We start from the raw sequence: 13,937 nt of genomic DNA, 5'->3' as shown, positions 1-13,937 counted from the left end.
CGCCTCTCTCGGGTCGCTCAGCTCTCGTCCGGCGTCGGGACCCTGCCAGGGGGCTCCGGCTCGGCGGTCGGAAGGAACCGGCCGATGAAGAATTTGTACAGACCGGCTCCCAGGACACCGCCCACCAGCGGTCCGACGATCGGGACCCAGAAGTAGAAATGTCCGTACTGGTCACGCCAGGCTCCGCCGTAGCCGGTGAGGAAGCTGGCCAGCCGGGGGCCGAAGTCGCGTGCCGGATTGATCGCGTAGCCGGCGTTGGTGCCCCAGGCCATGCCGATCGCGACCACGATCAGGCCGACGATGAACGGGGCCAGGTTGGCGCCGGGGGGTGTGTTGAGCAGGTCCGTGACCGCCAGGATCAGCAGGAGCAGGATCGCCGTGCCGATCACCTGGTCACGCAGTGCTCCCCATTCGGTGACCGGCAGGTTCGTGTTTCCGTTGGCCGGCAGCGTGGAGAAGACGCCCTGAGTCTTGATCGTGTGGCCGGGGTCGGCCTTCGCCAGCGCTTCGGTGTAGTTCCACCGGACGATCAGGGCCGCCACGAACGCACCGGCCGTCTGGGCCACCGCATAGGGCGCCACCCTGCTCCAGGGGAAGCCCTTGAACATCGCCAGGGCGACGGTGACCGCGGGGTTGAGGTGGGCGCCGCTGAGCCGTGCGGCGACGTAGACACCCAGAGTGACGCCGAGTCCCCACGCCCAGGCGATGCTGTCGTGGTTTCCGAGGCCGCCTGCGGGATTCGTGAGGGCTCCGCCGGCGACCACCTGGGCCACCACGCCGCAACCGAAGAGGATGAGGATCATGGTGCCCGCGAATTCGGCTGAGAGTTCGCCGACCAGTCCTGATCCTTTGTGTCGTTCAGCCATGAGGGCCTCTTCCCGCCGGCCCGAGGGACCGGACGTCGACTCCCCCCGCTCTTCGTAAAGCCCTTCGATATCAGAGATCTGCCCCTTTTGTGGAGGACTTATGTTCTCAAGGTCACACACTTGAGGTGTGGCGCGCGACCGCGGCCGCGGCCGCTCGCCACCCGTCACGGCCGTCGGCCACCTGGGAGGTACCCGATGAACATGCTGATCAACAGTGCGGAAACGGTGGTCGCAGATGCCTTGCGGGGGATGGCCGCCGCCCATCCCGACCTCGACGTGGACGTGGAGCGCCGGGTGGTCGTAAGGCGGGGCGCCCGGGAGAGCGGGCACGTGGGCCTGGTGTCCGGCGGCGGCTCCGGTCACGAACCCCTGCACGCCGGTTTCGTGGGGTACGGGATGCTGTCGGCGGCGTGCCCCGGTGAGGTGTTCACCTCGCCGGTGCCCGATCAGATGGCGCGGGCGGCCACGGCGGTGGCCGCGGGGCAGGGAGTGCTGTTCGTCGTGAAGAACTACACCGGCGACGTGCTCAACTTCGACATGGCCGCCGAGCTCGTCCAGGAGGACGGCATCCCGGTCGAGCGGGTGCTGGTGAACGACGACGTTGCCGTGATCGACAGCCTGTACACGGCCGGGCGGCGCGGCACCGGGGCCACGCTCTTCGTGGAGAAGATCGCCGGAGCGGCTGCCGAGGAGGGGGCCCCGCTGGAGCGGGTCGCGGCGGTGGCCCGACGGGTCAACGAGTCCTCACGGAGTTTCGGCGTGGCACTGAGTGCCTGCACCACCCCCGCCAAGGGCAGCCCGACCTTCGAGCTGCCGGACGGGGAAATGGAACTCGGTATCGGGATCCACGGCGAGCCGGGCCGCGAGCGGCGGCCGGTCATGCCGTCCAGGGAGATCGCCGACTTCGCGGTGGGCGCCGTACTGGAGGATCTGGCGCAGGTGGCTCCGGCGGACGGGCCGGTACTGGCCCTGGTCAACGGGATGGGGGCGACGCCGCTGCTGGAGCTGTACGGGTTCCACGCCGAGGTGGCGCGGGTGCTGGAGGCCCGGGGGGTGCCGGTAGCGCGCACGCTCGTGGGGAACTACGTCACCTCGCTTGACATGGCCGGCTGCTCCGTGACGCTGTGCCGGGCCGACGAGGAGCTGCTGCGCCTGTGGGACGCGCCCGTGCAGACCGCCGCCCTGCGCTGGGGCCGCTGACCCGGCCTGTCGGTTACGAGGCCGTCCGGTAGGAGGCTGAAGGGCTCGCCTGGCATGATCCCAGACGGAATCGGACTTCTTCCGCGTGGCTTGCGGAGGATGTCGAGCAGCGATCACGTACTCGATGAGCCCAACGCGGCACTCCGGCCAGTGCTGCGCCGCGGTGCTTCCGCGACGCGCCCTCGGGTGCCGCTGGCCGAGGTCTACGACTCGAGCAGACGCCATGGGAAGCGCCGCGGCGCGAGGCGTACGCGAATGCCTGGAGGCCCCCGGACACGTTGACCGCGGTCTCCGCGGCCTCGAACCCGGGGAGGGGTGACCAGGATCCGGCGCAATGGCTGCCGCCAGCGTCGGATGCGTCGTGCCGGGACGGTGCGGAGCCAAGCTCCGCTGGGGCCTGGCCGCGAACGGGGCGGAGTGGAGCGGCTGCTGCAGAAGCGGGCGGATCGCAACGCCTCCAGCCACCCACCGTCCCAAGAGCCCAGCGGGACCCCGCGGAAGTTCGACGTTGGCGACGCCGCCGATCACGTCCATGACGGCAGCAGTCAGCAGGGCTGTGACAACGTGATCGACTGGCCTGTTGCAGAACGCTATGACGTCGACGGCGTGGGTCGGGGTGAAGCCGATGAGGGGCTTCTGGTCGACTTCGTCGGCGTGCTCGGCAGTGAAGATGGCCTCGTCGCCGATGCCTGGTCCCATGAGAGAGACCGTGACAGGCCGACGTCCGTCCACGCCCCCCGTGTCCTTTATGCCGAGGATCTCCGCATGAATGTTCAAGTCATACTCGCCGACCCGTTTCTCTTCAAAGTGAGAAGAGGAGCGGACAAGGAGTCCCGGAGCCGCTGGATCGATACAGGTGGGACAGGGTCCGCCAACTCAATCACCAACACCGGTCCACTCGTGCCTCGAGCCTAGTCAGCCGGGCTCCCAACCCCAACTAGGTACTCAGCGTGCCCGATCCACGGAAAGTGAGCCGCGGAGGAGTCGTCCGGCTCGCCATGACCGACCGGCCACCGATTCGCCGACCGAACACGGACCGTCCACGCCACGATCCATGTCCTGGTAGAGGCGGGGCACAGCCGCCGCGCGATCCAGCGGCAGCTCGGCATGACCAGCCGAACCGTCAAACGGTACGCGGACGCCGCCAAGCCGGAAGACCTCTTCACCGGTCAGTGGCAGACCCGAACCTCGGTCCTCGACGAGTACAAGCCCTACCTCGACGACCGCTGGAACGAGGGCCGCACCAACGCCTGGAAACTGTGGGAAGAGATCGTGCCGCTCGGCTACCAGGGCAGCTACCAGCGCGTTCGCGCCTACCTCCGCCAGAAACTCACCTCGCCACGGCCCGCCCGCCCTCCCCCCGGGCCGTCGCCGGATGGATCCTCCGCCGCCCGGAAACCCTCTCCGAGACCGAACACCTCCATCTGAAGAGCATCCGGGCCAACTGCCCCGAGATTGACGCACTCACCAGCCACGTCCGGTCTTTCGCGACCATGCTCACCGAGCGCCAGGGCGAGCGCCTGCCGGACTGGCTTGCCGCCGTCAGACAGGACGACCTCCCCAGCCTCCACACGCTCGCTGCCGGCATCGACCGCGACCGCGAAGCCGTCATCGCCGGCCTGACCCTGCCCTGGAACTCGGGCGTCGTCGAAGGACACGTCAACCGAATCAAGATGCTCAAACGGCAGATGTTCGGCCGTGCAGGATTCCAACTCCTCCGGAAACGAGTCCTGCTGTCGTGACGTTCTGTTGACGCTGCCATTGCTTTCGTGGCTGCAAGTGGATGACCGCCAGAAGCTTTCGGCGGCTGGCTACGGTGATGTGATGGACTACTGGAACCACAACGTGCACTATCACCCGCTTGTCCTCGGGGCGGTGCCCGAAGCGTGCAGCACGGCCCTGGACATCGGATGCGGCGAGGGACTGCTGGCGCGCAAACTGGCTCACCATGTCGGCACCGTGACCGGAGTGGACAGCTCCAGCGAGATGATCCGGCTTGCCCGGGAACGCAGCTTGCATCTTCGCAATGTGACCTTCGCGGAGGCGGACTTCCTCGACGACTCACATGGTCTGCTTATGGAAGGCCAATACGACTTCGCCAGCGCCGTAGCGGTAGTCCATCACGTCGAGTTCTCAAAGGCGATAAAGGCCATGGTCCGCCTGCTCGCGCCGGGCGGACGCCTGGCAATCATCGGCCTTGCCCGCAACAAGACTCCGCTGGACTGGATCACCAGTGGCGTTGGCATCCCGGTAGCCCGACTGAACGCCCTCCGCCATGGAGGCAAGACCGACCCGGACGATATGCCCATCCAATTGCCCACCATGGACTGGGGCGAGGTTCGCCAAGAGGCGACACGCCTCCTGCCCGGGTGCCGCTTCCGCCGCCACCTGCTGTGGCGCTACTCGCTCGTTTGGGACAAGCCTGCCGAAGGCGCGACGTGAGTCGAACCTGGACACTTCAGGAACTCCGCAGCTCTGTGACTACGTCACTCACAGCAACGTAACCACAGAACCTGAGCCAGAACCGCTTCTCGTGTACAAGGCAGCCATGTCCTGGTGGGGGAGCTGCAAGAGCCGGTCGAGGGTGAAGCCGCCGGGGTCCTCCAGCGCGGTGAGATACAGCTGGGTGTAGGTGAATGCGTACGGGTTGCGGGCCATCACCTGGTACCAGGCGCCGGCGAGCAGCATGCGGGCCAGGTCCTCCTCCTCGTGGTGGGCGCGGTCCATCGCCAACGCACGGTTGTCGAGGTCGAGGCGGTGTACGGTCTCGCCAGGCGCGCGGCGAGCTCGCCTCCGACCGCGCGCATCCGCAGCCCCGCTCCCCGGCCGATGCCGCCGGAGAGGTCGATCCCGTCTGCCGTGGCCAGGTCCACGGGTGCGGCCGTCGTGAAGGCGGGGCGCAGGCGCTGGTCGATCGCAGTGCCGACGTTGCCGGCCTCGGTACCGACGCCAGGCCCGGGCAACAGAAGGTGGGCGGTTTGGTGCTGGTCGCGGAAGGACTCGCGCAGCGGCCGTGGGCCGGCTGACAGTTCGCGGTCCAGGAACCGGCGCAGCGGAGTACGGGGACTGCGCAGTCCGGAGGTGAGGCTCATCCGAAGGTCACCGCCTTGAGGAGGCACCGCCCGCAGGCGGTGGAATCATCACGACCGGACGCTACGAACGGGCACTGACAACGCGTCACCCACAGGAGGTAGCCACCTGTCACCCACACGAAATCGTTCCTTCGATCGGGTGGCGGAAGGCACCTGATGTCGGCCGTCGGCTGATCGGGCGCGGTGTGCCCAGGGCCTCGAACCGCAGGCACAGTTCGAGTGTTGTCGGTGCTCATGAACATGGACCTTCGGCGCCCTCGCTTGTGGACAGCAGCCACCCGGTCGGCTCGCCGAGCTCCCGGCCGAGGCCCGCAGCCGGGAGTGGGGTTGGGGCCGAGGACTCAGCGAGCCGCGCGGCCGTCCGGGGGAACGCCGCGCCAGGATGGGGTGACCCGCGGGCGACGGCGCCCCGGGTGGGAGGAGAGCGCATTGATCACCACGAATGTCCAACGTCACGGCACGGTCCTGGTCGGCGTTACCGGGACGCTCGATGGGAGCGCGGGCCCGGAGCTGCAGCGGACGCTGGACGGCGTCACCGTTGGCGAGCGGGACCTCATGGTCGACCTGCACGGCGCGACGGCCATGGACGTCGACGGCCTGCTCCACCTCCTGGCCCTGCACCGGAGGGCGGAGAGCCTGGGCCTGCGCGTCCTGGTCGTGGGCTGGCAGCCCCAGCCCCAGCAGCTCTTGGCCGATGTCGCGGGCATCCGCGGGCGCCACGCGGCCACCGGCGAGCGGTACGCCGTGGCGGGCTTCCGTCGGCTGATCGAGGAGCGGGCGCAGCGCGCACGGGACCTGTCGGATTTCGGGGCCGGATGGCTGTCTGGCGTCTAGCCAGGATGGTGCGGTCCGGTGTCACACGGACGGCTCCCACTCCTCGGGGCCGGCGCCTCGCCACTCCACGAAGTCGGTGTCGGTCAGGTCGATGTCCTCGGCGTTCTCCAGCCCGGCCGCGGCGAGGAAGACGCGGATGTCGGACGGGCGGTGCGCGACCCCGATGGCGACGCCGTCATAGCGGACCCGGCGCCAGCCCTGTTCATCCGGCGGGTAGACGATCAGCTCGGCGGCCATGCGGACAGCCTCCGTCCTGCCTGCTCCGGCAGCACCCGGCCGCATCCGCGGGCCGCGCACGTACGAGGGCACCCGGCTCACCGGCGCGGGCCGCGTCCGCTACGAGTACGACGCCATGGGCAGGATCACGCTCCGCCAGCGGACCCGGATCTCGCGCAAGCCCGACACCTGGCGCTACGAGTGGGACGCGGAGGACCGGCTCAAGGCCGTGACCACCCCCGACGGGACGCTGTGGCGCTACGCCTACGACGCGCTCGGCCGGCGCAGCGCCAAGCGCCGCATGGCGGCGGACGGCGTCACCGTGGAGGAGGAGGTCACCTTCGTCTGGGACGGGATGACCCTGTGCGAGCAGACGACGACCACGCCGGACCTGCCGCACGCGGTCACCCTGACCTGGGACCACGACGGCCTCCAGCCGCTCGCCCAGACCGAGAGGCTGGCCGATGCGGACGGACGGGAGATCGACAGCCGCTTCTTCGGGATCGTCACCGACCTGATCGGCACGCCGACGGAACTCGTCGACGAAGCGGGTGAGATCGCCTGGCGGAGCGGAGTGTAGGCGTTCGCGTCCGCGTTCCAGGTCGTCGCTCCCCACAGGGTGCTGCGCGTGCAGTACTTCGACCCCGAGTCAGGGCTCCACTACAACTGCTTCCGCTACTACGACCCCGACCGCTACCTCTCGGTCGACCCCCTCGGCATCGGCCCTGCGCCCAACGCCTCGACGTACGTCCAGAACCCGCTGATGGGGACGGACACGCTGGGGTTGGCTCCGGACATCTGCCCACCGAAGGTGGGCAAGACCAAGGAGGAGCAGAAAGCAAAGGCGCTGCGCGACGCTGGTGTGCCGGAAGGCTTGGAGCCCGGTTACGTGAACGACTGGTTGAAGGCGACCAAACCTGAATGGCAGGGTGGCGGGCAGCTGATGGGGCCGGATCACCAGCCGATCTTCTACAGGGAGGAATGGTACGAACTGCCCAACGGTGACATTGTCATCTACCAGGACCACTGGTTCGGCCACAGAAGCCGGGCGAGCGCGGATATCAGCCGCCACACCTGCATGTCCGGCCTGGCCATGACGAGCGTAATGGTGTAATCGATGGCGCGGAGGAACATCATTACTATGACTTGGAATGAATTCGTAGTGAATGCGGACCTTGGTTCGTACTACGACGAGGTCCCCGACCTGACGGGTGTTCGGCTGCGGTCGGTGCATCTGGACGGTTGGGACCCGACCGTCACCTTGCGGCTCGACCTGCCGAGGTTCCCCGACCGTTGGAACGGTGGTCCGGGGGACACCCTGCAGTGTCACATCCAGTTCTCCATGGTGCAGGACTTCCTGATGGAGGGCTGGCAACCGCCGGTCACGGCGGACATCTCTCTGCGCGCGCTGCCGGAGCACCGGCTGGTCGTGGACGTGACCGCACCTGGTGTGTCCGTTGCGTTCACGTCGAACGCCTCGATCCTCGCCGGCAGGTTCAACGTATTCGTGCGGGATGCGGATGGCGGCGACAGCGGTCGGCACCACTTCACCTGGCCTCTCGAGAACAGGCTCTACCCCACGATCCCCCCGACGTATGTGCATACCTTCTACGAGCGTGCGTGAAATGACTGACTCAAGCGACTGGTCGGAACTGCAGACCCTGTACGGCACCGCGCCCGTACCGGACCTGGACACCTGCCATTTCTTCTACGTCCACATCGACGAGCGCGCCACCTCGGTGACCTTCGGCTTCGAGACCCGGCAGCTGCCGCCACACCCGAAACCCGAATGGTTGGAAAAGCCGTACAACACCCTCACCTTTTGGATCGAGTTCACCGGTGTGACCGCCCTCCGAATGGCAGGCATCCGTGCGGAAGCGGAACGCGCGGTCCGCATCGTCGGCGGCAACACGCCGAGCGGCCTGCGGGTCTCGGTGAACAGCGACACCCGCTCGATCGCCTTCTCGGCGTCCGCGTCCCGGATCACGCAGACTCGCGTCTATCTGCAGGGCTCGGTGTAGAGGGCTACGTCGTCGTCGCCTTCCGTCAGCTGGGAGGCTGAGATGCAGGGCGGCTTCGAGAGGCTGCTGCCGAAAGAGCCAGCCCGCGATAAGCACACCGCTTCCTCATATGCCGAGTTCGCCCACCGTCGCGGGTGGCTGACCCTCGATCGCGCGCTGTCGGAGACGGAGTGCCAGGCCACGCGGGACACCTTGCCAGGGTGGTGCGCAGTGAACAGGGAATGACCTGACGTCGTTGCGGCGTTCGGTGCACCTTCCGCCGCTTCGGCGGCCCGAACCTGGCTCCGCTTCGGCTTCGGGTAAGTATTCGCGGCGCGCTCGGCGGCTGTCCGCAGCCCGGCCCACTCCTCGTCGAAACCCACTTCAGAACTCCCCTCGCCGGGCAGCTCGAGCCGAAGCGAGCCCGGTGCTTTCCCGCTACCCGAGCTGCCGGGCGGGGTTTCGGCCCCTGCGCGATCCAGACGCCGCCTACGAAGGATGACACGGCCCGGCGGCGTCGGACCTTGGGCTGGGCGAGCTTCGCCTTCACTGGGCGCCGGCGGCCGGGATGGGGGCTGGGCGTCGACAGGGTCGAGCGTGAGCTGGACGGAGGTCGGGCGGGCGCTGACCTGGTGGTGGGCTGCGTGAGCTTGGCGGGCGAGGCCTCGGCGGTGTTCTTCGCGGCGGTCCTGGGACGCCTTGAGGGCGGCCATGATGCGGTAGGCAGGTACGCGGCGGAGCCCGACGGGCTGCTGACGGCTCGCAGGGGGAGGGGGGTCAGGGCCCACCAGGTGGCTAACGCCAGGCCCGCCCACGTATCGGCGACTCACGCAGGGCCCGGGGCACCCAGGACCTTGGCGCTTTGCGTGTGATGGGAGTTGTGGTCGTTTGTCGATTCGGTGAAAGTGCTCGAGAACGGCCTGTCGCTCACATAGAGTCGCAGGTTGGAAAGTCTGCTCCCCGCACCCGTGGGGATGACCCCGACATAGGGCACACGAAGGCCCTTCCAGTGCACTGCTCCCCGCACCCGCGGGGATGACCCCCAGGTGATGCGACCCTCGAGCAGGGCGACAACCCATACACGGACCACGCGGCGCAGTGCGCTATGCCCCGGTCTGACCTGCGGACCCGGCCGTGGCGTTTAGGAAGAGGGGCGGTCGTCCGGACGCCACGAGGTGGACGCCCGGCCACGGGTGGGAACCACCGCTTACCTCCCGCTCGTCCGGTGCTAGTAATAACCTCATTACGGAAGGTGAAGGTGGTGCGGAGTGGACCCGGTATCAGTAGGGCTGCTGGCGGCGCTGGCCGGCGGGGCTGGCGGGGAGCTCGGGCGGCAGACCTGGGCGGGGTTAACGGCTCTGGTGCGGCGCCCGTTCCGCCGCGATGCCGGTGAAGAGGCACCGGCGGTCAGTTCCGGGGAGGCGGAGCTGGCGCGGCTGGAACAGCATCCTGCCGACCAGCAGCAAGCGCAGACGCTGAGCGCCGTACTCGCGGTGCGGGCCGCGTTGGATACGGACTTCCGCACCGGTCTTGAAGCATGGCAGGAACAGGCCAAGCTGGCGAGCGCCGGCCACGGCACGGTGCACAGCACCATCAGCGGCGGTACCCAGCACGGGCCGGTGCTGCAGGGCCGGGACTTCTCCGGCCTGTCCTTCACCACATCACCCCCTGCGCCCTCCGTACCGGCCGCGCAGCCGACGGCCGATGCCGACGACGGCGACAGCACCCTCCCACCGGTGCGGGGTTGACCGGCATGGGGCAGACAGAGGCAGACGACGAGGGCGCAGCGGATGGCCGGGTCAACAACACGATCAGCGGCGGAATCTTCTTCCACGCGGTCATCCAGGGCCGGGACATCACCGTGCAGCTGCCGCCGCAGATCACCCCGGCCCTGTCCGCCCTGCCCGCCCCCTCCGCCGCCTTCACCGGCCGCGACCAGGACGTCGACCGGCTGCTGAAGGACCTGGCCCCAGGTGAAAGCGGCACGGGCGCCGGGCAGGCAGTGCTGGTGACCGCCGTGTCCGGTCTGGCCGGCATCGGCAAGACCGAACTGGCCGTCCAGACCGCCGTCCGGGCCCGCAAGAAGCCGGGCTGGTTCCCCGGCGGGGTGCTCTTCACCGACCTGTCCGGCTACGACCCCGAGCACCGCCTGTCTCCCGAGCGGGCCCTGGAAGGCCTGTTGCACGCACTGGGCATTCCCGGCGATCACATACCCAACGGTCTGCAGGACCGGCAGCGGCTGTACCGCAGCGTGCTGGCCGCCTATGCCGAACACCAGCAGCGGATCCTGGTGGTCGTCGACAACGCCTTCACCACCGAGCAGGCCCGCCCGCTGCTGCCCACCGACGGTGTGACCGCTGCCCTTGTCACCTCCCGCCACACCCTCGACGGACTCGACGCCCGCCTCCACGACCTCGACGTCCTTGAGGAGTCAGCCTCCATCACCGTGCTCGACCAAGCGCTACGCCACGCCCGTGACGGTGACGCCCGCATTACCGACGATCCGGAAGCGGCCACGACGATTGCCCGTCTGTGTGCGGGCCTGCCGCTGGCCCTGCGTATCGCCGCCGCCCTCCTGGCTGCCGCGCCTGCCCGTCCCGCGGCCTCCCTGGCCACCGCCCTTCAGGCCGAGCACACCCGCCTGGACAAGCTGAGCCGCCCCGACCGGGCCGTACGGGCCGCCTTCGACCTGTCCTACCGACTCCTCGACAGTGATCACGCCCGGCTGTTCCGGCTGCTGCCCTTCAATCCCGGCCGCGACCTGTCCACCGAAGCCGCCGCCCACCTTGCCGGCATCGACACGGACAGGGCCGAAGAACTGCTGCAACACCTGGCTGACGCGCACCTGGTCGAGCTTGGGCAGGTATGGGGCCGCTGGCGGATGCACGACCTGGTCCGGCTCTTCTCGGGCGAGGTCGGCCACGCCTGCGCCACGGACGACGGCCGGGATGCGGCGGTGACGCGCCTGCTCGACCACTACCTCACTACCGCTCAGGCCGCCGACGACCACCTGCAGACAACGCCGGGCTTGCCCCTCCCGGACGACTTCACCGGCCGCGATCAGGCACTGGAGTGGCTGGATGCCGAACAGAGCAACCTCGTCGCCGCCGCCACGGCCGCCCCTGCACGCCACGCCGCCGCGACAGGACTCGTACTGGCTCTTGGCACATTCTTCGACCTGCGCCGCAACGCCAACGACTGGATCAACCTCAGTACTGCCGCCGTTGCCATCTGCCGTGAAGCCGGAGACCGTCACAACGAGAAAGCAGTTCTCGATGGTCTAGGGCGTGCCCTCATCCGTGCGGGCAGGTTCAAAGAAGCTGTCGACATCTGCACGGCGGCTCTCGATCTCTCCCGTGAGGCCGGAGACCGCCACGCAGAAGCCATGACGCTGAGCAATCTCGGGCAGGCTCTGGCATCCGTGGAGAAATTCGTGGAGGCCGTCAACGTCCTCACCGATGCTGCGGCTCTCTTCGAGGAGGTGGGAGACAGCCTGGGCGGAGCCAGAGTCCTGGCCATCATGGGGCCCATCCAGATCGAGCTGGGCGGATTCGAGCAGGCCGTCGGCAACTTGACCGAGGTTGTCGCTTACTGGAGGGAGGTGGGCGACCGCCACGCAGAGAGCGTGACGCTGGACACCCTCGGACTGGCCCTGGTCGGCGCGCGCAAGTTCGGGGAGGGAGTCAAGGCTCACACCGATGCCGTTGCCCTCTTCCATGAATACGGTGACCCCCATGCGGAGGCACAAGCGCTGAACAACCTCGGGGCCGCATTCATCCGGATGCGTAAATTCGATGAGGCCGCCGACGCTGTCCTTGGCGCCGCTCGCCTCTCCAAGGAGATCGGATACCCTCGATGCGAGGCCATGGCGCTGGCCAACTTCGGGCAACTGCTGGTTCAGAAGCGGAGCTTCGACAAGGCGGTCACCCCGCTCACCACCGCTGTCAGCCTCTTCCGGGAAACCGGCGACCGCCGCCGTGCGGCCTCTACGCTGGATCTCCTCGGCCACGCCCTCGCCGAAGAAGGCAGATTCGATGAGGCTGCTGACGTTGGTACCCAGGACGCGTCGCTTTGCCGGGAGCTGGGCGACCGCCACGGCGAAGGCATCGCCTGGAAAAATGTCGGGCTCAGTCTGTGTCAGGTACGCAGGCTCGACGAGGCCGTTGAGGCTCTTTCCACCGCTGCTGCCATCTTTCGAGAGACTGGCGATCGGCGCCGCGAAGCCGAAGTACGAGCAGCACTGGCCCGCGCCTCGAGAGGGCGGCCCAACTGACGGCCGTCCCCCACCACAGTCCCTGTCCGCGTGGCCGACTTCGCCGGCTTTCCAGGCCGGCGAAGTACCCCGATCCCGCCTCCCGCTCCCTGACCGAGCGTCACTCAGGATGCCCGCAATACGGTAGTGAGGTCCACATGGATCGGCCGCGGGGCCGATGAAGACCCGCTCAGTGGTCGTAGCCATGGCGGACACGTTCCGTACGCCGGCGTACTGGGTGTCGTCGCGTTCCGGGGCGCGCTGCTGCCCTAGCGTGCGGTTCATGTCCGGTGCCTTGTTGAGTTGCCACTCGGCTGGGGGCGAAACCGCTTTCCTATCATGATCATCGGACTCAGAATGATCTGCATGACGACTACACGGGTGATCACACAGCAGGCCATCGGCGCCTCCGACGTGCTGGAACTCGCCGAGATACCCCTCCCTTCGCCGGGCCCCGGCGAGGTCCTGGTCCGGGTACGAGCGACCGGCATGAACCCCGCGGACTGGAAGGTCCGCATCGGCAAGGTGGACTTCTTCGGCCCGCCGCCGTTCGTGCTCGGCCACGAGTTCAGCGGCACGGTGGAGGCCGCCGGCGAGGGCGTCACCCGCTTCGCGGTGGGCGAGGATGTCTACGGCTGGACCGTCCCGCCACACGGCAGCCACGCCGACCACGTGGTGGTCACCGAGGACCGGATCGCGCCCAAGCCTCGCACCCTCGACCACGTCGGCGCCGCCGCCCTGCCGATCTCCGGCTTCACCGCCTACCAGGCCCTGGTCACCTTCTCCGACGTACAGCCCGGCCAGCGAGTGCTGATCCACGGCGCGGCCGGCGGGGTCGGCCACCTCGCCGTACAGATCGCCAAGGCCCGGGGCGCGTACGTCATCGGCACGGCCCGCGCCGCCAAGCACGACTACCTGCGCGGACTCGGCGCCGACGAACTGATCGACTACACGGTGGATGACTTCTCGGCCCTGCGCGGCATCGACGCGGTGCTGGACACCATCAGCAACGATTACGGCCCGCGCTCGCTGTCCACCCTCAAGCCGGGCGGCATCCTGGTCGACGTCGTCGGCGTCGGCGTGGACCGCACCGAGGTGACGGCCCGCGCCGCCGAACTCGGTGTGCGGTTCGTGGAGTTCTTCCTGGAGCCGACCCCCGCCGTGCTGACCGCCTTCGCCGAACTCGTCGACACCCACGGCGTACATCCCACGATTTCCGAGACCTTCCCGCTCACCGAGGCCGCGAAGGCCCATGAGCTCAGCGAAACCGGCCGGGTGCAGGGCAAGATCGTCCTCGTGCCCTAGGTAGCGTCTTGTCGATCACTGGTCGAGCCAGATGAGGGTGCTGGCGAGGGTGATCGCGGCTTGGTAGCGGGCGGGGTGTTTGATGCCCCTATGGATGTCAAGCAGCGACTCCGGCGGGTCTTGTCTGGTCAGCCGGAGTGGTGGCGGGGACGATGAGTCGGTAGATCTCTCG

Annotated in this window: 13 protein-coding genes and 2 pseudogenes; 11 read left to right on the top strand and 4 right to left on the bottom strand. The window is 68.3% G+C overall.

All coding sequences use genetic code 11. From position 1 onward, the window contains the following. Positions 1-17: 17 nt before the first annotated feature. The gene (locus ACZ49B_RS37235) at positions 18-866 is read right to left on the bottom strand and encodes an MIP/aquaporin family protein (protein WP_468315202.1); all 849 of its coding nucleotides are present in this window, start codon (positions 864-866) and stop codon (positions 18-20) included. Positions 867-1,061: 195 nt separating this feature from the next. Here ACZ49B_RS37235 and dhaK point away from each other — a divergent pair, with 195 nt between their 5' ends. After that, a complete protein-coding gene (gene dhaK / locus ACZ49B_RS37230) occupies positions 1,062-2,066 on the top strand; it encodes a dihydroxyacetone kinase subunit DhaK (RefSeq protein ID WP_468315200.1) in 1,005 nt (334 codons plus the stop codon). 564 nt (positions 2,067-2,630) lie between these two features. Here dhaK and ACZ49B_RS37225 read toward each other — a convergent pair. Further along, positions 2,631-2,843: pseudogene (locus ACZ49B_RS37225) on the bottom strand (DUF6368 family protein); the annotation flags it as partial. Between the two features lie 330 nt (positions 2,844-3,173). Here ACZ49B_RS37225 and ACZ49B_RS37220 point away from each other — a divergent pair. The 3 genes from ACZ49B_RS37220 to ACZ49B_RS37210 all read left to right on the top strand — a co-directional run bounded on the left by ACZ49B_RS37220 (position 3,174) and on the right by ACZ49B_RS37210 (position 4,508). After that, the gene (locus tag ACZ49B_RS37220; RefSeq protein WP_468315230.1) at positions 3,174-3,494 is read left to right on the top strand and encodes a hypothetical protein; all 321 of its coding nucleotides are present in this window, start codon (positions 3,174-3,176) and stop codon (positions 3,492-3,494) included. Beyond that, positions 3,446-3,808, top strand: a complete 363-nt coding sequence (locus ACZ49B_RS37215; RefSeq protein WP_468315225.1) for an ISL3 family transposase — start codon at positions 3,446-3,448, stop codon at positions 3,806-3,808. The genes ACZ49B_RS37220 and ACZ49B_RS37215 overlap by 49 nt, the downstream gene beginning before the upstream one ends. A gap of 82 nt (positions 3,809-3,890) precedes the next feature. Then, positions 3,891-4,508, top strand: a complete 618-nt coding sequence (locus ACZ49B_RS37210) for a class I SAM-dependent methyltransferase (protein ID WP_468315223.1) — start codon at positions 3,891-3,893, stop codon at positions 4,506-4,508. Between the two features lie 48 nt (positions 4,509-4,556). Here ACZ49B_RS37210 and ACZ49B_RS37205 read toward each other — a convergent pair whose 3' ends face one another. Next, positions 4,557-4,799 carry a hypothetical protein gene (locus ACZ49B_RS37205; RefSeq protein WP_468315198.1) on the bottom strand — a complete coding sequence of 81 codons (243 nt, stop codon included), beginning with the start codon at positions 4,797-4,799 and terminating at the stop codon, positions 4,557-4,559. Positions 4,800-5,587: 788 nt separating this feature from the next. Between ACZ49B_RS37205 and ACZ49B_RS37200 the strand changes: the two genes are divergently transcribed. Beyond that, positions 5,588-5,992, top strand: a complete 405-nt coding sequence (locus ACZ49B_RS37200) for an STAS domain-containing protein (protein WP_468315196.1) — start codon at positions 5,588-5,590, stop codon at positions 5,990-5,992. Between the two features lie 21 nt (positions 5,993-6,013). On the opposite strand, the gene ACZ49B_RS37195 is transcribed toward ACZ49B_RS37200, so the two are convergent. After that, a complete protein-coding gene (locus ACZ49B_RS37195) occupies positions 6,014-6,229 on the bottom strand; it encodes a hypothetical protein (protein WP_468315194.1) in 216 nt (71 codons plus the stop codon). A gap of 28 nt (positions 6,230-6,257) precedes the next feature. Between ACZ49B_RS37195 and ACZ49B_RS37190 the strand changes: the two are divergent. From ACZ49B_RS37190 to ACZ49B_RS37165, 6 genes and pseudogenes are all read left to right on the top strand, one after another. Next, a pseudogene (locus ACZ49B_RS37190) lies at positions 6,258-7,001 on the top strand (RHS repeat domain-containing protein); the annotation flags it as partial. A 348-nt stretch (positions 7,002-7,349) separates the two neighbouring features. Further along, a complete protein-coding gene (locus ACZ49B_RS37185; protein WP_468315192.1) occupies positions 7,350-7,832 on the top strand; it encodes an Imm50 family immunity protein in 483 nt (160 codons plus the stop codon). Position 7,833: 1 nt separating this feature from the next. After that, positions 7,834-8,229: an Imm50 family immunity protein gene (locus ACZ49B_RS37180; protein ID WP_468315190.1), complete on the top strand. Its 396-nt coding sequence runs from the start codon at positions 7,834-7,836 to the stop codon at positions 8,227-8,229. Between the two features lie 1,247 nt (positions 8,230-9,476). Continuing rightward, positions 9,477-9,956: a hypothetical protein gene (locus tag ACZ49B_RS37175; RefSeq protein WP_468315188.1), complete on the top strand. Its 480-nt coding sequence runs from the start codon at positions 9,477-9,479 to the stop codon at positions 9,954-9,956. A 5-nt stretch (positions 9,957-9,961) separates the two neighbouring features. Then, the gene (locus ACZ49B_RS37170) at positions 9,962-12,481 is read left to right on the top strand and encodes a tetratricopeptide repeat protein (protein WP_468315186.1); all 2,520 of its coding nucleotides are present in this window, start codon (positions 9,962-9,964) and stop codon (positions 12,479-12,481) included. 345 nt (positions 12,482-12,826) lie between these two features. Continuing rightward, the gene (locus ACZ49B_RS37165) at positions 12,827-13,765 is read left to right on the top strand and encodes an NADP-dependent oxidoreductase (protein ID WP_468315184.1); all 939 of its coding nucleotides are present in this window, start codon (positions 12,827-12,829) and stop codon (positions 13,763-13,765) included. Positions 13,766-13,937 lie beyond the last annotated feature (172 nt).

It is taken from the genome of Streptomyces sp. NPDC031132, assembly GCF_055570595.1.
Note: the sequence above shows the minus strand (reverse complement) of the source record. Positions and strands in the feature narration are given on the sequence as shown.